The 18388-nt window shown below is 54.9% G+C and carries 18 protein-coding genes; 8 read left to right on the plus strand and 10 right to left on the minus strand.

Annotated features, from left to right (window positions below):
• From M2305_RS00140 to M2305_RS00155, 4 genes are all read left to right on the plus strand, one after another.
• Nucleotides 1-684, plus strand: a complete 684-nt coding sequence (locus tag M2305_RS00140; RefSeq protein ID WP_264648178.1) for an ABC transporter permease — start codon at nt 1-3, stop codon at nt 682-684.
• A 30-nt stretch (nt 685-714) separates the two neighbouring features.
• Entirely contained in the window at nt 715-1521 is an 807-nt protein-coding gene (locus M2305_RS00145; RefSeq protein WP_264648179.1) for an ATP-binding cassette domain-containing protein, read from the plus strand.
• A gap of 63 nt (nt 1522-1584) precedes the next feature.
• Complete coding sequence (rocF, locus tag M2305_RS00150) at nt 1585-2508, plus strand: arginase (RefSeq protein ID WP_264648180.1); 924 nt, start codon at nt 1585-1587, stop codon at nt 2506-2508.
• A 1-nt stretch (nt 2509) separates the two neighbouring features.
• Nucleotides 2510-3580, plus strand: coding sequence for an ornithine cyclodeaminase (locus tag M2305_RS00155; protein ID WP_099212784.1), 1071 nt, complete (start codon nt 2510-2512; stop codon nt 3578-3580).
• 42 nt (nt 3581-3622) lie between these two features.
• Here the strand turns inward: M2305_RS00155 and ureG are convergent, their stop codons facing one another.
• From ureG to M2305_RS00205, 10 genes are all read right to left on the minus strand, one after another.
• A complete protein-coding gene (gene ureG / locus M2305_RS00160) occupies nt 3623-4237 on the minus strand; it encodes an urease accessory protein UreG (protein ID WP_264648181.1) in 615 nt (204 codons plus the stop codon).
• Nucleotides 4234-4920, minus strand: coding sequence for an urease accessory protein UreF (locus tag M2305_RS00165; RefSeq protein WP_264649908.1), 687 nt, complete (start codon nt 4918-4920; stop codon nt 4234-4236). The genes ureG and M2305_RS00165 overlap by 4 nt, the downstream gene beginning before the upstream one ends.
• Nucleotides 4913-5407, minus strand: a complete 495-nt coding sequence (locus M2305_RS00170) for an urease accessory protein UreE (RefSeq protein ID WP_264648182.1) — start codon at nt 5405-5407, stop codon at nt 4913-4915. Before M2305_RS00170 ends, M2305_RS00165 begins: the two co-directional genes overlap by 8 nt.
• A complete protein-coding gene (gene ureC / locus M2305_RS00175) occupies nt 5407-7113 on the minus strand; it encodes an urease subunit alpha (RefSeq protein WP_264648183.1) in 1707 nt (568 codons plus the stop codon). The genes M2305_RS00170 and ureC overlap by 1 nt, the downstream gene beginning before the upstream one ends.
• Entirely contained in the window at nt 7110-7454 is a 345-nt protein-coding gene (locus M2305_RS00180) for an urease subunit beta (RefSeq protein ID WP_211510436.1), read from the minus strand. Before M2305_RS00180 ends, ureC begins: the two co-directional genes overlap by 4 nt.
• A complete protein-coding gene (locus tag M2305_RS00185; RefSeq protein ID WP_211510435.1) occupies nt 7438-7740 on the minus strand; it encodes an urease subunit gamma in 303 nt (100 codons plus the stop codon). The genes M2305_RS00180 and M2305_RS00185 overlap by 17 nt, the downstream gene beginning before the upstream one ends.
• Before the next feature lie 25 nt (nt 7741-7765).
• The gene (locus tag M2305_RS00190) at nt 7766-8593 is read right to left on the minus strand and encodes an urease accessory protein UreD (RefSeq protein ID WP_211500936.1); all 828 of its coding nucleotides are present in this window, start codon (nt 8591-8593) and stop codon (nt 7766-7768) included.
• A 51-nt stretch (nt 8594-8644) separates the two neighbouring features.
• On the minus strand, nt 8645-9574 hold the full coding sequence (locus tag M2305_RS00195; protein WP_264648184.1) for a HoxN/HupN/NixA family nickel/cobalt transporter: 930 nt from the start codon (nt 9572-9574) through the stop codon (nt 8645-8647).
• A 171-nt stretch (nt 9575-9745) separates the two neighbouring features.
• Nucleotides 9746-12181, minus strand: a complete 2436-nt coding sequence (locus tag M2305_RS00200) for a TonB-dependent receptor plug domain-containing protein (RefSeq protein ID WP_264648185.1) — start codon at nt 12179-12181, stop codon at nt 9746-9748.
• A gap of 353 nt (nt 12182-12534) precedes the next feature.
• Nucleotides 12535-15129 (minus strand): TonB-dependent receptor plug domain-containing protein, encoded by a 2595-nt coding sequence (locus M2305_RS00205; protein WP_264648186.1) that lies wholly within the window; start codon nt 15127-15129, stop codon nt 12535-12537.
• Nucleotides 15130-15322: 193 nt separating this feature from the next.
• Here M2305_RS00205 and M2305_RS00210 point away from each other — a divergent pair, with 193 nt between their 5' ends.
• From M2305_RS00210 to M2305_RS00225, 4 genes are all read left to right on the plus strand, one after another.
• On the plus strand, nt 15323-16438 hold the full coding sequence (locus tag M2305_RS00210; protein ID WP_264648187.1) for a pyridoxal phosphate-dependent aminotransferase: 1116 nt from the start codon (nt 15323-15325) through the stop codon (nt 16436-16438).
• A 311-nt stretch (nt 16439-16749) separates the two neighbouring features.
• Complete coding sequence (locus M2305_RS00215) at nt 16750-17325, plus strand: TetR/AcrR family transcriptional regulator (RefSeq protein ID WP_215766337.1); 576 nt, start codon at nt 16750-16752, stop codon at nt 17323-17325.
• 1 nt (nt 17326) lies between these two features.
• Nucleotides 17327-17653: a DMT family transporter gene (locus M2305_RS00220; RefSeq protein WP_211496137.1), complete on the plus strand. Its 327-nt coding sequence runs from the start codon at nt 17327-17329 to the stop codon at nt 17651-17653.
• 308 nt (nt 17654-17961) lie between these two features.
• The gene (locus M2305_RS00225; RefSeq protein ID WP_456306132.1) at nt 17962-18297 is read left to right on the plus strand and encodes a hypothetical protein; all 336 of its coding nucleotides are present in this window, start codon (nt 17962-17964) and stop codon (nt 18295-18297) included.
• Nucleotides 18298-18388 lie beyond the last annotated feature (91 nt).

The raw sequence follows: 18388 nt of genomic DNA on the forward strand, positions 1-18388 counted from the left end.
ATGGATTGGTCCTTCCTTTTCGAAACACTCAAAACGCTTCTCACGGGCGTTCCGCTTACGTTGCAACTGGCGGCAACGGCACTTTGCACCGGATTTGTTTTAGCCGCTTGCATAGCGACATTAGGAGAAAGCTCCTTTGCTCCCGCGCGCTGGTTTTCACGCCTTTATGTCATGCTCTTTCAAGGAACGCCCCTACTGGTGCAGATCTTTGTCATTTATTACGGGTTCGGACAGATAAATTTTCTTCGCTCTTCCTTTGCATGGCCTTTTCTGGCGCAAGCTTACTGGTGTGCCATTCTGGCCCTGTCGCTAAACACATCAGCTTATGGGGCAGAAATTATCCGTGGAGCTATTGCAGCCGTTCCTGAACGTGAAATCGAAGCCGGACGTGCGATCGGGATGGCAGGGCTTCTTCTGCGCCGCAGAGTTATCTGGCCGCAAGCTCTGCGATATGGACTGACCAATTACGGGAACGAAGCCATCCTGCTGCTCAAGGCTACATCGCTGGCCAGCGTGATCACGCTGATGGACGTCACCGGTCTCGCCTACAGACTGGTTTCAAAGACCTACCGTTCGGAAGAAATCTTCACTGTTGCGGGCCTGATCTACCTTGCGATGACCTTTGTGATCGCCACCTGCGTCCATATGCTTGAACGCCATCTTAACCCCAGTCGCCGGGTCTGACCCAGACAAGCCGTCTTTTCCGGAGTTTTTATGGAACCGTTCACGCAAGAAACAGCCCCGCTGCCCGGCGCATCCGTTATCAAAGCCCTCGGACTAACGAAGCGCTATGGCGTTTTGGACGTCCTTCAAGGAATTGATCTGGAAGCCCATGAAGGGGAGGTCATTTCCATTCTGGGGGCGTCTGGTTCAGGGAAATCGACTTTCCTTCGTTGTCTGAACCTGCTGGAGGTTCCCTCGGGCGGCGCTCTTAATATTCTGGGTGAGGATATTCGTTTCCGGCTCAAACAAGGCGAGCAGCACATTGCTGACGCGCGGCAGATCAATCGCCTGCGATCGCAGGTGGGTATGGTTTTCCAGAATTTTTGCCTGTGGAGCCACCGAACGGTTTTACAGAATGTTATGGAAGGCCCGGTCCACGTTCAGGGGCGAAACCGCCACGAAGTCCGTGATGAAGCCGAAAAAGCATTGGCCCGCGTCGGGATGCTGAACAGGGCAGAGTATTACCCGTCCCAGCTTTCTGGCGGCCAGCAGCAGCGTGTAGCGATTGCGCGCGCCATTGTTATGCGCCCGCGTGTCCTGCTGTTCGACGAACCGACGTCTGCGCTGGACCCGGAACTGGTGGGTGAAGTCCTGAAAGTCATGCGGGATCTGGCATCGGAGGGCCGAACCATGCTCATTGTGACGCACGAAATGGCCTTTGCACGGGATGTTTCAAGCCGGATCGTTTTCCTGGAAAAAGGCACCGTCCGAGCCCAGGGAAACCCGCAAGACTTGTTCAAAGGCGGAATGGATGAGAGCTTTGACAGATTTATCAGCCATTTTTCCCGGCCGGGCTGATGCCCTGTAACAGAATACAGCACATCATGCGGTTAGTAGACCGTGTGTCGGAAAGGAGTTGAGATGAAGACGTGTCAGATCCTGGGTGTTCCCACACAAAGTGGAACATCCGAAAGAGGATGCATCATGGGCCCGACAGCCTTCCGCATAGCTGGTCTTCCAGAGATCCTGCAGGACCTTGGATGGACGGTGACGGATGTGGGAGATGCCGTGCCTACAGAAATGCCAGACGTAAGCCATTCCAACCCCGCTGTGCGCAATCTGGATGCGATCATCGCCTGGACCAAAAGTGTGGGCGAGCGGGCCTATGAAATGGCCAAAGCCTGCGACTTTCCAATTTTCCTCGGTGGCGATCACTCCATGTCAGCCGGAACAGTCTCCGGTGTTACCCGCCACTCACAGGATCTGGATCAGCCGCAGTTTGTCCTATGGCTGGACGCACATACAGATCTGCACACCCTCCACACGACGACCAGCGGTAATCTGCACGGCACACCTGTCGCTTACTTCACAGGTCAGTCGGGTTTCGAGGGGTTCCCAGCTCCTGCCGCCCCCGTTGATCCCCGCAACATGTGCATGATGGGCATCCGTTCGGTCGATCAGGCTGAAAAACGCCATGTCGCTGAAATCGGGATTACGGTTTTCGACATGCGCGCGATCGACGAGCAGGGAATTGTCGCTCCGCTTAACAGCTTTCTGGACCGCGTCCGGGCTGCCAACGGGCGCCTGCATGTGAGCCTTGATGTCGATTTCCTTGATCCGGACATTGCCCCTGCCGTTGGCACGACGGTGTGCGGCGGGGCAACATTCCGCGAAGCGCACCTCATCATGGAAATTCTTCATGACAGTGGCCTTGTGACGTCGCTGGATCTGGCGGAACTCAACCCCTTCCTGGATGTCCGCGCAAAAACCGCCCTGCTCATGACCGATCTGGCCGCCAGCCTCTTCGGCCGCCGTGTTCTCGAACGTAAAACAAGGACCTATTGAGATGCCTTTTTCTGCTCCCGCCCCTTCACATCTCGCCTTTGTGCCGTTCGTGTCGGTCCAGAACATGATGGCGCTCGTCCATACGATCGGGATTGAGACCTTTCTGCGCGAACTTGGAGAATATCTGGAGGCTGACTTCAAGCGCTGGCCTGAATTCGACAAAACCCCGCGTGTAGCCGCTCACTCCGCCGAAGGCGTCATCGAACTGATGCCCACGAGCGACAGCAGCCTATACGGCTTCAAATATGTCAACGGCCATCCGAAGAACATGAAGGAAGGTCTTCAGACCGTAACGGCCTTTGGCATGCTGGCGGATGTCGCATCTGGCTACCCGGTGCTGCTGTCTGAAATGACGCTGCTGACCGCACTTCGCACGGCCGCAACATCCGCCATGGCAGCAAAATATCTGGCTCCGGCAAACGCCAAGACAATGGCCATCATCGGAAACGGCGCACAGTCTGAATTCCAGGCCATGGCCTTTCGCGAAATTGTCGGCATTCAAGCGCTACGTCTGTATGATCTCGACCGGGCAGCTTCGGAAAAATGTGCCCGTAACCTGAGCGGACAGGGCTTTGACATTACAATCTGCAAGACCAGTGAGGAGGCCGTAGAAGGCGCCGACATCATCACGACCGTCACAGCGGACAAGCAATGCGCAACAATTTTGTCCGACAATATGGTCGGTGCTGGCATTCATATTAACGCCGTTGGCGGTGACTGCCCGGGCAAGACAGAACTTCAGCGCGATATTCTGCTGCGTTCCACGATTTTTGCGGAATATCCGCCTCAGACGCGCATTGAAGGTGAAATCCAGCAGCTTCCGGAAGACCATCCCGTCACGGAGCTGTGGCAGGTCATTAACGGTGAGGCCAAAGGCCGCGCCAGTGACAGCCAGATCACACTGTTTGATTCCGTAGGTTTCGCAATCGAGGACTTCTCCGCCCTGCGCTATGTTCGCGACAAGCTGGAAGCAACCGGTCTGTACGAAAAGCTCGACATGGTGGCCGATCCTGATGATCCGCGCGATCTATTCGGGATGCTTCAGCGCTCCAAGGGCACGGATACGCCTTGAAACAGTATTCTGGCTGCCACCACGAGGCAGCCAGATCAGGCCTTAGAGGCCGCCCTGCTCGACGATGAAACGGGCGATTTCGGGCACGCCCTCGCCAGCGCGGATATTGGCGAATACAAAGGGCCGCACACCACGCATCTTTTTGCTGTCGCGGTCCATCACGCCTAAATCGGCACCGACATACGGCGCAAGATCGATCTTGTTGATAACCAACAGGTCGCTTCGAGTAATACCAGGCCCACCCTTACGAGGGATTTTGTCCCCAGCCGAGACGTCGATCACATAGATCGTCAGGTCAGCCAGTTCCGGGCTAAAGGTCGCAGCCAGATTGTCGCCACCGCTTTCCACCAGGACCAGATCCAGCCCTTCGAAGCGCTCCGTCAGTTCAGCGATGCCCGCCAGATTGATGCTGGCATCCTCACGGATAGCCGTATGGGGGCAGCCGCCCGTTTCGATCCCCTTGATCCGTTCCGGCGGGAGGGAGCCCGCGCGGGTCAGGAATTTGGCGTCTTCACGCGTGTAGATATCGTTCGTGATGGCGGCGATGTTGTAGTCATCACGAAAGGTACGACACAGCGCATCCATCAGGGCTGTCTTGCCTGTCCCCACTGGTCCGCCGATGCCGACCCGCAGCGGGCCGTGTTTTGCTTTCGTCATGTTCTGAACAACCTCGTTGTCTGGGTTTCGTGATGCATGGCCGCGAGGTCGGAGCGGAAGCACGCGCCCCCGACATCGTCCAAGGTCCGATGTTCCGTAACATTCACGGCGCGTGAGAGACGCGATTCAAGCTGGGCCAGAGCGTGCAGGCCGTCCGTCTGCCCGAGCGGGACCAGACGCACCGCCGCAGAGACGAGGGCGGCGATGGTGGCGTATCCACCCGACAGCAGCGCCTGCTCCCGCGTGATGCCACCGCGGCGGAAGACCAGCCCCTGCGCAACCGGAAGCGGCCAGCGCGTGCCGCGCAGTTCGGACGGATCGGGCGTAACCGGCCAGACGGACGCGGCCTTGAGGAAAGCCTCGCCCTGATAGACTGTTTCCTCATGGCGCTCCCGCGATGAGGCGCAGGCGCAGGCAAATTCCGCCAGCTCGCGCAGGCGGGGCATGTCGTGCGCGGCGCCCCAAGCCTCTTGAAGGATAATCAGGTCGCTGCCCGGCGCACCGTGTTCCAGCAGGCAGCCGACCCAGGCGCAGAGGGTTGCGACATCCGTGACGTCTCCGCTTTCCACCGCCCATTCCAGACCGTGGCTGTAGGCGTATCCGCCCGTTGGAAAGGCTGGCGACACCCATGACAGGAGGCGCAGGAAGGCGGCGCCTGTCTGCGGGAGCAGGGTTTCAGTCATGCGTGTGGTGATGGTGCCCGTCCCCGTGGTGGTGCGACTCATGGCCGCCCGCGCGGGGGGCGTAGGCCCCGCTTTCCGGATCGAACGGGGCTTCCACCCGTTTCACATGGCCACCCAGACCGTGGATCATGTCGGCGATGACATGATCGTAGCGCACGAGGATGCGATGTTCGGAAATCGCAGCGGGCAGGTGACGGTTGCCGAGATGCCATGCGAGTTGAAGCAGTTGCAGGGGGCTGTGAGCCGTGACTTCCATCAGCTCTTCGGGCAGGGCTTCCACGCGGATGATACGGCCATCCTCCAGGCGCAGCCCCTCCCCGGCCTGAAGCAAACGGGCATGTTCCAGCTCCAGCCGGATTTTCTCACCGTTTTGCAGGGTCAGCATCATCCGGCGACGGTGCCGCCCTTCATAATCGGCGGCGAAGGTGCCGCTGGCCTCGGTTTCGGGCCAGCTTCCGGCGGGAAGGATATCCAGGATTTGGGTCATCAGAACAGAAAATACCTCTGGGCCATGGGCAGGACCTCGGCGGGTTCGCAGATCAGGAGCACGCCATCGGCCCGCACTTCATAGGTTTCGGGATCGACTTCGATATGGGGCATGGCGTCGTTATGGATCATGCTGCGCTTGCCGATCCCGCCGCGCACGTTCGAGACAGCCGAGAGCGGTCGGCGCAGACCCAGCTTTTTGCCGATATCGTCTTCGAGCGCGGCCTGTGACACGAAGGTCAGGCTGGTATGGGTCAGCGCGCCGCCATAACCGCCGAACATCATGCGGCCATGCACGGGCTGTGGCGTGGGGATCGAGGCGTTGGGATCGCCCATCATCGCATACACGATGGCCCCGCCCTTGATGACCAGATCGGGTTTGACGCCGAAGAAAGCGGGTTCCCACAGCACCAGATCCGCCAGCTTGCCGACTTCGATTGATCCGACTTCATGGGACAGGCCATGCGAAATGGCGGGGTTGATGGTGTATTTGGCGATATAGCGCTTCACGCGGGCATTATCCGCCGCACCATCCCCGGCCAGAGAGCCGCGCTGGATTTTCATTTTATGGGCCGTCTGCCATGTGCGCAGCGGGACTTCGCCAACACGGCCCATGGCCTGACTGTCCGACGACATCATCGAGAGCACGCCCATGTCATGGAAGATGTCTTCGGCGGCGATCGTTTCGCGGCGGATGCGGCTTTCGGCGAAGGCGATGTCTTCCGGCACGCGCTGGTCCAGATGATGGCAGACCATCAGCATGTCCAGATGTTCGTCCAGCGTGTTGACAGTGAACGGGCGCGTGGGGTTGGTCGAGGACGGCAGGACGTTGGGCAGGCCTGCCACGCGGATGATGTCCGGCGCATGGCCTCCGCCCGCGCCTTCCGTATGGAAGGCGTGGATCGTACGGCCCTGAAAGGCGGCGATCGTATCCTCGACGAAGCCGCTTTCGTTCAGCGTATCGGTATGGATCATGACCTGCACGTCCATGCGGTCCGCAACGCTCAGGCAGCAGTCGATGGCCGCAGGGGTTGAGCCCCAGTCTTCATGCAGTTTGAGGCAGCAGGCCCCGGCGCGCACCATTTCCTCCAGCCCGTCCGGGCGGGAGGCGTTGCCCTTGCCCGCGAACGCCAGATTGACCGGGAAGGCTTCCGCCGCCTGAAGCATCCGCGCCAGATGCCATGGGCCGGGTGTGCAGGTCGTGGCAGCCGTGCCGGTGGCAGGGCCGGTGCCGCCGCCAAGCATGGTCGTAATGCCCGATGCCAGTGCTTCCTCGATCTGCTGCGGGCAGATGAAATGGATGTGGCTGTCGATCCCGCCGGCGGTCAGGATCTTGCCCTCGCCCGCGATGATTTCCGTGCCCGGGCCGATGATGATGTCCACGCCCGGCTGGATGTCGGGGTTGCCTGCCTTGCCGATGGCCGCGATCCGTCCCTCGCGGATCGAAACGTCGGCCTTGACGATACCCCAATGGTCGATAATCACCGCATTGGTAATGACCGTATCTGCCGCGCCCTCGGCCCGTGTGACCTGCGACTGGCCCATACCGTCGCGGATGGTTTTGCCCCCGCCGAAACGGACTTCCTCGCCATAAATCGTGTAGTCGCGCTCGATTTCCACGAGCAGCGCGGTATCGGCGAGACGCAGCCTGTCCCCGACCGTGGGGCCGAATTGTCCGGCATAGTCGTGCCTGGAAAGACGCATCACTGATCCACACTCCCCATGACATCCCCACGGAATCCGACAACGCGCCGCAGTCCTCGTAAAGGAACAAGCGTGACTTCCCGGTCCTGCCCCGGTTCAAAACGGATGGCCCCGCCCGACGCGACGTCCAGACGCCAGCCTGCGGCCTGCGCCCGGTCGAATTTCAGAGCCGGATTGACCTCGGCAAAATGATAATGGCTGCCGACCTGCACCGGACGGTCGCCTGTATTGGTCACCAGAAGCGTCTGACGCGGCTGGCCTTCGTTGAGCACGATTTCGCCTTCGGCGGGCAGGATTTCGCCGGGGATGGCGCCGGCTGTGAGGGATTCAGCGTATCGGGTCATGAACGGTCACCAGCTTTGTGCCATCGGGAAAGGTCGCTTCCACCTGCACGTCATGAATCATTTCGGCCACGCCCTGCATGACCTGTTTACGCGTCAGAACGCGGCCGCCACTGGCCATGAGTTCAGCAACGCTCCGGCCGTCCCGCGCGCCTTCGACGACGTGGTCGGTGATGAGGGCCACGGCTTCCGGATAATTGAGCACGACACCGCGTTCCAGCCGGCGGCGCGCGACGTTTGCCGCCATTGCCACCAGCAGCTTGTCCTTTTCCCGGGGGGTAAGTTTCATGTCCTGCTCCGTTCCGAACTCTGTGTCATGACCGCCATGTGGCCGGCATGGGGCGCCTGTCCCGCAGGACCGGCAGGATCTGCCTGATTGTCTTTTCCAGCAACCAGCCGCTGGATGCTACTCCGCGAATGATCAGCATGCCATTCCATGCTGATGCGGCAAACTCATGCGGCCCGACAGCCTCCAGCTTTTCCCTGACAGGCACAAGAAGCCCTTCTGCGGCGGGTGACACCAGCACCAGTGTGGCCACCGCAAACTGATCGTTGGCTATCGCTTTTTGTGCCAGGAGGGTCGCCACATCTGAACCTTCCAGACGCAGAAGATCTTCCAAAACTAGACGGCCATCCCGGCGCACCGTCAACCGGTCACGAAGATTTAGCACCTGCATGACCTCTCCTGAGCCGATCCGCCCAAACATACGGCTTTCCAGAAAAAGAAAGGTGGAGGAAGCCTCCATCTCAACCGTCATATGACGTCGCAACTGGCTACCATCAAAAAAGATCGTTCCGTGAGGTATCCAGTCCAGACGTGCCTGCGTGGCTATATGGCAAGAGGTGAGAATTTCTGAGGGCTTGTCTGCTGTGCGGGCTCGATAAACGCGCTCTGCAGCTTGGGATGTGACCAGTAGTTCCGTGTCTGGCCCACAGATAATGCGTCCTTCGATCCGATCTCCGCCTGCGATACCACCGGAAATATTGACCGTGACCGCCTCCAGAGCGCCCTTATCCACGCGCGGAAACAAGAGACGGCAACATCCTCCCTGCTCCAGATCACCGCATACTGTTGCTCCGTCTCGCAGTTTCGCAGTCAGGCTAAACCACCCTCTGGCACGCTGAAGAACAGCAGCAGTCATGCGAACTTCCCGCATTTTCCTGGTCGACAAAAAGACGTGTCAATCTGCATTTCAGATATTCCCACGCATGTCTTCCAGTCTTGTCTCACGTTCTGGCTTCAGCCAGATCCATCCAATAACAGACGCACCGAAAACAAACGCGCCAATCATTTCAAAATGCGCTGACACGAAGCCCGCGAAATCTGTGAGCATGCTCAGGCCATGCAGCTTATCCGCAAAAAGGTTAGTTATTTCAATGAGCGCAATCACAAACGCCAGCATAACGGATGCCAGGGTTAAGGCGAGATTGCAGGCGGTCCCACGCTCGGATCTTTCGTAAAGACCGTGCATCAGCATACTGTCCGCAGTGTCCAGCAACGCCATCCCGGCTGTAAAAAGCAGTGGGAACATCATGATTTCCCACACCGGCAGTCCATGCTCACCCTGGACGATGGAAATGCCGAGCAAGCTGATTTCGGAAGCCGTATCAAAGCCTAGCCCAAACAGAAACCCGACTGGATAGAGATGCCAGCTGACGGACACCTGTCGCAGTACAGGCTCCAGCATACGAGACAGCCCTCTTGGAGCATTATTAACCCTGCCGCTCTGTCTGCGCCAAAGATCGCGGAAGGTCAGTGCGTTCATGAGCGCCACCATGCAGAGGAACAGCGCCGAAACCCATGTTCCGAACAGGCCGCCGTGTACTGCGAATGCGTCTATCTGCGTATGATAACGCTGGCCGGCCAGAACAACGATGAGGGTCGCCAGACAGACAATCGTGGAGTGCCCTAGCGAGAAGAAAAGACCTGCGGCGCGTGCCTCTCTCTTCTCCCGCAAAGCCGCTCTCGTCACATTGTCGATAACGGCAATATGGTCTGCATCGAGAGCGTGCCGTAGCCCCAGTCCATAGGAGAGACCCGCTGCACCCAGCAGGAGCGAATTTTTATGAAAGAAAATGAAGGCCAGTAGCCATACCAGGCCATTGATCAATGCAAGACCCACAATCAAAAAACGCCTCTGCGGACATGGGCGGACACTGTTATCTGTCAGAGAGCCTCTCCCATTGTCTGACATGCGCTTTTGTCGCTTCACAAGACGAACATTGCTTCCCAAGGACAATGTCGCATCATGCATTTTTCCACAATGGCAACATCATCCGGGTGGGATTTATTCTCAGAAGTTCAGATTGGCCTGTAGATAATAATATCCGCCGTTATAGCCAAGTTGTTCGATCTGATAGTCATACTGGAATGCTCCAAGATAACGGAACTCCTTTGGGATGCGACGTTGCTTTGCATTGCCGACATTATTTCCCCCAAGCGTCAGCCCGAGTTGCGGCAAGACCTGATAGGAGACGGCAAGATTGGTCTCGAACCGCGCCTTATTCACATATCGCATGAAATCACTGTTCGAGTAGGCCAGTGGCCCTTCGTAATAGGTCAGCGACGATGTGGCATGTCCGTAGCGGACTTCATGCACAGAGACACCGAGCTTCTTGTATTGCCACGTTCCACCAAAAATCAGCTTGTTCTTCGGGGTGTAGCTTGTGATGTAGGCCGCCTGCTGGGAGTTGAGAAGGCTATTGCCGTTCCCGTCTTTGCCGACATGTGTCAGGTCGGTTTCGTTAAGATTGAGCGCTACGTCCCAGTCAATCTTTCCCCAGTGCTGTAGCCGCGTCTGATAACGCGCTGTGACGTCCAGCCCTCGTGTCCGAGTATTGGCTGCATTCGCATAATAGGATGCTGTCACAGCATTGGATTCAAGTGTGGATGGGACTGAGAAGCCATTCAGACGCAGGGCTTCAATTGCATTGGCTCCGTTATAGACACCGGCTGCCAGAATTCGATTTTTGATAGCAATCTGATACGCATCAACCGTGATGTGCAGTCTCGGCAGAGGATCCAGCGTAAACCCGGCGCTGTAGCTCATCGTATGCTCAGGATGGAGTGGCTTCGCCCCGATTAAACGTGCACCCGCGGAGTTAACGGGTAAATAGCCTGTCGCATAAGTCGGTGCCACAGACAGGTTGGACCAATGCTCCTGCAAAAGCGACGGCGCACTGAAGCCGTTGGAAATGGTACCCCTCAGAGCGAAATATTTGTTGAAGTCATAGCGGGTAGAGACTTTACCCGTCTTGGTGTCTCCAGCATCCGTGTAATATTCATACCGGCCCGCAAAGTCGACCTGCCAGTTTTTAAGCGGCCTTGTAGAGAGTTCGACATAGCCTGCCGTCACATCACGGTTGCTCTCACTCGCATTCTGGGGGCTCAGGCCGTGCAGACCCTGCGGTCCCGTGCCATAATATGAGTTGGCATCACCCGCCCTAATATCGAATTCGTCATATCGATACTGCGCGCCCATCGCGAGATTGATCGGACCAGCAAAAAGAGGCGTGTGGAAACTGCGATGAATTCCGAAATCGTTTGTCCATTGCGTGTTTGTAAACGCCATTTCATGGAACCGAGACGGTGACGCACCTGTCGCAGCATAAAGCGACGGATTGACGGTGTTAAAGAGATCCATGGACGTATGATCACTGCCATACGTCGTACTGAGATCCCAGTTCCAGCCGAATTTTTCTCCTTTTAGGCCCAACGTTACGCTGTAATCATCTTCGGTAACGTTCTCCTTTGGGCTGAAGCCATTGGTATACATGGGCCAATCCGTGGAGGCGACGCGCGCGTCCTGGTAACTCTCGCCGTAGCGATGCCCATACGTTGAAAAGGAATACAGAGACAGATCAGGAAGAAAGTCATACTGCATATTGTAGGACAGAGTTCCCCGATGCTGCCGCGGGTCTCCCTCATCTTTAAAATCGTATTTTCCGGTACGACTGTCCGGCGAATTCCGGATCGTATGGTCTTGGTATTTGTATTCTGCACTCAGATCGAAAAACCCATGCCCCATCAGGTCAAAACCGGCATTGATCGACTCACCTGATTGAAAGCCATCCCCTGCATAACGACCACCATTCGTGGACTGCATCGTGATGCCAGACTTGCGATGCTTGAGAATGATATTGATGACACCTGCGACAGCGTCCGAACCATAAAGTGCCGCAGCACCATCCTGAAGGATTTCCACATGGTCGATTGCCGAAATCGGGATCATATCGATATCGACGCCGTTTGATCCTTGCTGCGGCCCGGAATTGTTCGAAAGGACCGAAGTGGAATGCCGGCGCTTCCCGTCAACAAGAATAAGGGTATGGTTTGGCGATAAGCCACGCAGGCGAAGCACATCCACCATGTTGGCATTCCCGATCAGCAGCGGAGCACGTGTCAGAGACGGTGTCAGCTGTGTGAGGGCGTCGCGAAGGTCGGACTGACCGGTTCTGGAAATTTCTGCAGACGTCACAACCTGAATAGGGCTGGCGCTTTTTCGGACAGTCTGGTGAGGGTCACGCGTTCCTGTAACAATCAGCGTCTCGTCTTCTCTAGGGCGAGAGACATTTTTCTTCTTGGAGGTAATATGAGCGCTCGCTTTCCTAGGAGACTGAGCATCTGCACCATGCAGCTTCATATCGGCTGCATAAGCATGCATAGCGACCAACTGACTCGCCGCACATGTGAGCAACATCACACCAAGAGGAATTGAGAGTTTCTTCATCGCTGATGTTCTTCCCGTCCATCTGCCCCCTGCCCGTCGCCCAATTCAGACATCAGAGAGTTCAGAGCATTTCTCCAGTGATCCTCCGCATTTCGCTGATCACTCTGGAAGAAAACTTAACGGACTTTGAAACGATAACGGAATGTATGTTTTTTTCCGCCCCAGCGTAAGCTGATCTTATCCTTACTAAGGTGCATCGATATGGAAATTTCAGGCATGATTTCGTGGTCCTGACGATAATAAGTAACCACAAGTAAAAATACTGAAATTTACGAGAAGAGTATGCCATTTAGACGTAAACATAAGAATGGAGGGTAGGTTTAATTCCTCCCGTCCTCTATTTTTGATGAACCTTAAAAGTGAGCGTCAATTCGGCCGAAGTAATATCCGCCAGTCATTGGAACTTGAGCGGAGTTAGCATCATAAATTCTCGCTCCATAATTATTGTTTAGGTCGTTAACCCGACGAGGGCGAATATTGAAAATATTATTGGCTCCCACAGTGAGATGCCAGTGCGAATTAACACGGTATCCGACTTCAAGATCGGTAAGCCACCGTGGCGTATTTTTGAACTGTGCAAAGCACTTATTGGAATACCGTAAGGCACTAGCAACACCGTTGCTGACACACTGGGCACTGCTCGGGGTCCAGTCCTGATACGCCAGCATCGCCGTTGTTTCACCATACCGGGTCTGCCGCAGGTTGATATCCCAGTTATCAACCGTCCAGTAAGCATTCAGGATAAGCTTGCTGCGGGGATAAGACGTCGTGATGTAGCTGGCACTGGCAGCCGTCAAAAGAGGTGTCGTCACGCCATTGACGGTTGTAGTTCCTACATGGCTCAGGCGCGTCCGGTTTAGATCAAGAGAAGCAGAGAGCGCCAGATTTCCGTAGTTATGCAGATGCAGAAGATAATCAGCTTTTACGTCAAGACCCTGCGTTCGCGTACTGGCCCCGTTCGCAAAATAGTACGTACTGACAGCATTGGGGTCGAGGCCAGACGGCAGCACAAAACCTAACTGTTGAACGGCATTAATAGCCGTCTGCCCATTGGTCGAACCGCCCGCAATGATACGATCTCGAACATTGATCTGGTACGCATCAACTTCGACATGAAAGTCTTTCAGAGGCTGCAGAACAAAGCCTCCACTGGCATTTGTGGACCTTTCAGGTTTAAGAGCGGCGGCACCAAGAGTACGGGCAGATTCAGAACTGACGGGTAGAAGACCTGACACACTGGTTGCACCAACATTAATGGCACTAAAATGCTGTTCAGCCAGCGTTGGCGCGCGAAACCCGTTACTGATAGTCGCCCGAACGGCAATGCGCGGCGTGATATCATAACGCGTCGAAATTTTTCCGTTTTCGGTATTTCCGACGTCCGTATAATGCTCAAAACGACCTGCGAAATCCAGGTCCCAGTTTTTTGTCGGATGAAAGTCACCATCCAGATATCCCGCCCAGATATCGCGGCTCCAGTTTCCCGCATTCTGCGGTTGAAGGCCTACATATCCTGCCATTCCGCCAGCTTCGTAAGAGGGTGGCGTCCCCTCTTCGATTTTGTAGGTCTCAAGGCGATGTTCTGCGCCAAAAGCGACAGTGACCGGAACTCGGGAAGCAATGTTGAAGTTTCTCTTGAAATCGAGATTGTTCGTCCATTGCGCCATACGGTACGTTTCAGCGCGCGTTGTCGTGGGAGACCATCCACAGCCATCAGTCGAAAGATAGGGACTTGTGCTCCCAAGGTTTGCGGAACGCACGAGGCAATTGCTGCTCAACATGCCGGCGTTAATACTGTTTTTATCGCCTATATCGTTCTCGTCTGCGCCGTATGTGGTGCTGAGATCCCATGAAAAGCCGAGAAAATTATTCCCTTTCAGACCGAGAGTTGCCGCGTAATCATTTTCTTCAATCGTTTCGAGCGGAGAAAAACCATAAGGGTAGACAGATGGGAGTGTACTGGGAACGCGATAGTTCTGATAAGATTCAGCATGCCGATGTGCATATGTGATCAAACCATAACCTTCGATACCCTCCGTCAGCTTCTTCCCGAAATCTATACTCAGGTTCTGTCGGGTTTCCTCTGGCGTGCTTGTAACCTTATTTGAATCTTTGGGCACCGAGACTGAGCCGGTATACATTGAGGTTCCCGCACCTGCGGGCTTGTAATTCAACAGGCGATGATCTTCAGTATACGGCACCATATGATCCGTATGATACAACTGACCGCTGATGTGCAGGTATCCATCACGCCCCAAAGACAAGCCACCGTCGACACTGGCCTGATACTGCCACCCATCGCCGTTGTAAGCATTGGCGCCGGTCTGAAAACTGGTGTTCAGGCCGTGATTTGTCTTCTTGGTAATGATGTTCACCACACCTGCGATGGCATCAGATCCATAGAGCGCCGCCGCACCATCCTCCAGAACCTCGATATGGTCGATCGCGGCCGCCGGAATCATGTTGAGGTCTACCGGCGTCGCCCCGAAGGCAGGACCCGCATCTGCATAGATATTCGCCGTCGTATGACGTCTCTTGCCATCTACCAGAACAAGAACCTGGTTGGGATTCAGCCCTCGCATCCGAAAGGCTGATGTCAGAGCTCCCGCATCATTTCCCATGTTGCTGACGTTAATGGAAGAATATGTGCGTGTAATGGCTTGAGCGAGGTTCATTTCTCCGGAACGACGCAACACCTCGGCCGAGATAACGGAAATTGGCGTTGTGCTCTGCCTGGCTTTACGATTTGTGGCGTGTGTTCCCGTGACAATCAGCGTCTCATTGCTGCCAGCCTCAGCAGAATGACCTGGCTTCGTTTTTGCGGAATGCTGCTTTACGGGCGCAGACTTAGCTTTCGAGGAGCCCACAGCATCTTCTGAGTAGGCGCTTGCACCCAAAAGCGACGAAAACAGGCACGAAGTTACAAAGAGGGATTTTCTGATTTTCATGAAGACGTTTTCCAGGCAGGAACCAGCGGTCAGTGAACCAGGCTCTCCTACAGCCAACCTGCTGCGAAAAGGATGAAATAAATATGAAACCGCAGGTTATATTATATAATATTTCTTGATTAATTATCGATTTATATTTCTAAATTAATCCTGATGCTTGCATTTAGCTAGAGAAATACCGGGAGCTCCAACTTTGTCACATTGCAATCGCCGCACTCTACTGCAGACTGCCAGCCTCGTCCTTCCTGCTATCGCCACGATCGGAGCGCGATCGGTTGCACATGCCGCAGAGCTGAAACATGCGCGGCTTAATGTTACAGAAAATCCCTTTGGCCCCTCTCCTGCCGCAAAACGCGCCATTGCACAGAGCATTTCGCAAGCCGCTTACTACGTGGAAGACGAACATGCTCTGCGAGACATTATTGGAAAGCGGGAAAATCTACCGCGTGAGAAAGTCGCGCTTTCCAACGGCTCACTGGATGCTCTCTCTCTTCTTTGCACCGATATCGGCCTGAAAGGTCATATCATTGCCCCTCAACCCGGATATTCCACTCATTTGTCATACGCTGCGCGTCGCGGCGTTGAGACTCGTTTTGTTCCACTAAAAAACCATCAGGTCGATTTGGCGGCCATGAAAAATGCCATCAACGCAGAAACGGCCCTAGTCTATTTATGCAACCCCAATAACCCGACAGGTCAGATGATCCCACACGATCAGTTGACAGCTTTCTGCCGCGAAGTTGCAAAAAACATTCCAGTCATCATTGATGAAGCTTACTTTGAACTGCTTCCCGCCGCGATGCAGCAGACAATGGCGTCACTCGTTCAATCTGATCTGGATATCATCGTGACGCGGACATTTTCAAAAGTCTACGGAATGGCCGGCCTCAGAATTGGATATGTTCTGGCGCAACCAGCGCGCGTCCGTAAGCTCTACGGTCTCACAACAACATCTCGCAATCAGCCTGGATACGCCGCGGCAATGGCGTGCCTTGGTGATGAACACTACTTAGCCGGTGCGATTGAATACCTCAAAACCTGCCGAAACATGCTTTACAAGATTTGTGACGAGAACAAACTTTCGTACCTCGAAAGCCAAGGAACGTTTGTTTATATCGACACCGAAAGATCCGCCTCGGCAGTAAAAGAAGCGCTTGCACAACGGGGCGTAGATATCCGGACGTTCGATGCTCCGGGTTATGAAACATGGATCCGCGTGGGAACGGCAACGCCAGACGAACTCAAATTTTTCCAGAAGACGTTACCTGCCGTTTTGGCGGCTGTCTCTCGAAGTCCCAGGCACGGATAATATAGACAGGCTTCCGAGAAAGCTTAGAGCATATAGGCATTAAAGCTCTATCCTGCCGTGTAATCAGGCCTGCTTTAGCTCTTTGCAGAAACAGGTCTGAAGTGATCATGATCAACGGGGTATATAAGCTTATTTTTTAATTCGAAATGCCTTATCCCGATTATGAACTCCGAAATGAGCTCTGATAACAGGGCTTTCACCCGCATTCTGAGCAATAAAAGACGACCCCCTCTCAACCAATAAATCTCGTCGCTACAAAATTTTTGCTGAACGCCTTGAAAACATACCGTCCGGACGGTATTTGAAAATCTATGGCAAACCTTTCCAAACGCACCAACCGTCCGGAAGCCGTGAAAAGCGACCTTCTGAATGCTGCCGCGCAGATCCTGACAACACGTGGGATTCAGGCCTTCACACTTGAGTTGGTGGCGAAGGAAGCGGGCGTGAGCAAAGGAGGTCTTCTGCATCATTTCAGCAATAAGAAGGCTCTCCTCGATGGTCTTTTCATCCGGGAGATGGAGGCCTTTCGACAGCACATTCTTGCAACGATGCAAAATGACCCCGTCAAAGTCGGCCGTGCTGCACGTGCCTACATTGGCATCGGACAAGCCCCTACATCCGCACCACCAGGCATTATTCGTCATCTTCTGGCTGCCATGCTGATTGATCCACAAATCAGTCAGGAATGGACACACCATTATTGGCAAACCATCAAATCCATTGGACTTTTCGAGAACATCACTACACCCCAGCTTCTAGCGTGCTTAGCGATGGATGGCTTGTCTCTGTGGGATATTCTTGAAACCGATCTCCTAAGCCAGAAGAGCCGCGACGATCTGGAGAAATTCATGATCGAACTTACAGGAAAATCAGAGAAAAATTCCTGAAATGCTTGGGTATCTCTATATTTTCATCACGGTCCTTTCTGAAGTCGCTGCGACCACAGCTCAAAAAGAAACGGATGACTTCACCAAGATAATTCCTACGGCCATTATGGTTGTAGGATACGTTTCGTCATTTACATTTCTCTCACTCTCTCTTCGACTTGTCCCTATGGGAACAGTTTACGCAGGATCAGCCGGGCTTGCTATTGTCATGGCAAATCTCGCTGGCTGGATCTACTTCCGTGAAGGACTGGATTCATCCCAAATTATTGGCATTGTTCTTATTTTACTGGGAATTTCAGTAATAGCACGTGCGCGGGTAGCAGGATGACCCACCTTTCTCTCTTGGAAAATACGCTGCTTGCTCGTTGTCGTTTTCCTCGCATCGCTCGGGTGATAGCAACAATACCAGCTCTCTGGCTTGCAGGGTGCAAACCGGCAAATACATCAGCGCCCCCATCAACGTCTCCTTCCGTGCAGACGATGCGAGTACAGAGTGCCGATTTGGAAGCTCAGTCCTTCATTGGCACGTACCAAACAAGGCGCACGATCCCATTGGGCCCGAGCCAAGCGGGCCGGATAGCGACGATAAAAGTTGTTAACGGCCAGTATGTGCACCAGGGAGAGGTACTGGTTGGTTTGGAAAATAGGCTCTTACTGGAAGCGGTAGCGCAGGCCCAAGGCGAAGTCGACGCGTCGCGTGCAGACGCCAAGCAAGCTGTGTCCACGCTCAGAAGAAGCCAGGGATTAGATGTTGCGGGGGGAATTTCAAGCGGAACTTTGGAAGAACGTGCCGCTTTAGCTGAGGCTGCTCAAGGAAAATACAGAGCCTCCATCGCCGCGTTGCATCAAGCTCAAATCCAGCTGGCCGAAGCAGATATACGCGCACCGGAAGATGGGTGGGTCATTAGCGTTTCAGGCGTAGCCGGACGTCTTGAAGATGCAGGAACAGAAGTCTTACGCCTAGCAGCCTGAGAGCCCGATATTCACGTCAAGGTGCCTGCCCGGTCTCACTTTAAGGTTGGTGATGCGGCTGAAGTTACCGATCAATCAGATCAACACGCTC

The organism is Gluconobacter cerinus (assembly GCF_025961355.1).
Lineage (GTDB): Bacteria > Pseudomonadota > Alphaproteobacteria > Acetobacterales > Acetobacteraceae > Gluconobacter > Gluconobacter cerinus.

What these genes read in the sequence shown, in the direction of transcription:
- M2305_RS00140 (WP_264648178.1), top strand. Translation starts at nt 1, where the DNA reads ATGGATTGGTCCTTCCTTTTCGAAACACTCAAAACGCTTCTCACGGGC.
- M2305_RS00145 (WP_264648179.1), top strand. Translation starts at nt 715, where the DNA reads ATGGAACCGTTCACGCAAGAAACAGCCCCGCTGCCCGGCGCATCCGTT.
- rocF (WP_264648180.1), top strand. Translation starts at nt 1,585, where the DNA reads ATGAAGACGTGTCAGATCCTGGGTGTTCCCACACAAAGTGGAACATCC.
- M2305_RS00155 (WP_099212784.1), top strand. Translation starts at nt 2,510, where the DNA reads ATGCCTTTTTCTGCTCCCGCCCCTTCACATCTCGCCTTTGTGCCGTTC.
- ureG (WP_264648181.1), bottom strand. Translation starts at nt 4,237, where the DNA reads ATGACGAAAGCAAAACACGGCCCGCTGCGGGTCGGCATCGGCGGACCA.
- M2305_RS00165 (WP_264649908.1), bottom strand. Translation starts at nt 4,920, where the DNA reads ATGACTGAAACCCTGCTCCCGCAGACAGGCGCCGCCTTCCTGCGCCTC.
- M2305_RS00170 (WP_264648182.1), bottom strand. Translation starts at nt 5,407, where the DNA reads ATGACCCAAATCCTGGATATCCTTCCCGCCGGAAGCTGGCCCGAAACC.
- M2305_RS00180 (WP_211510436.1), bottom strand. Translation starts at nt 7,454, where the DNA reads ATGACCCGATACGCTGAATCCCTCACAGCCGGCGCCATCCCCGGCGAA.
- M2305_RS00185 (WP_211510435.1), bottom strand. Translation starts at nt 7,740, where the DNA reads ATGAAACTTACCCCCCGGGAAAAGGACAAGCTGCTGGTGGCAATGGCG.
- M2305_RS00190 (WP_211500936.1), bottom strand. Translation starts at nt 8,593, where the DNA reads ATGACTGCTGCTGTTCTTCAGCGTGCCAGAGGGTGGTTTAGCCTGACT.
- M2305_RS00200 (WP_264648185.1), bottom strand. Translation starts at nt 12,181, where the DNA reads ATGAAGAAACTCTCAATTCCTCTTGGTGTGATGTTGCTCACATGTGCG.
- M2305_RS00205 (WP_264648186.1), bottom strand. Translation starts at nt 15,129, where the DNA reads ATGAAAATCAGAAAATCCCTCTTTGTAACTTCGTGCCTGTTTTCGTCG.
- M2305_RS00215 (WP_215766337.1), top strand. Translation starts at nt 16,750, where the DNA reads ATGGCAAACCTTTCCAAACGCACCAACCGTCCGGAAGCCGTGAAAAGC.
- M2305_RS00220 (WP_211496137.1), top strand. Translation starts at nt 17,327, where the DNA reads ATGCTTGGGTATCTCTATATTTTCATCACGGTCCTTTCTGAAGTCGCT.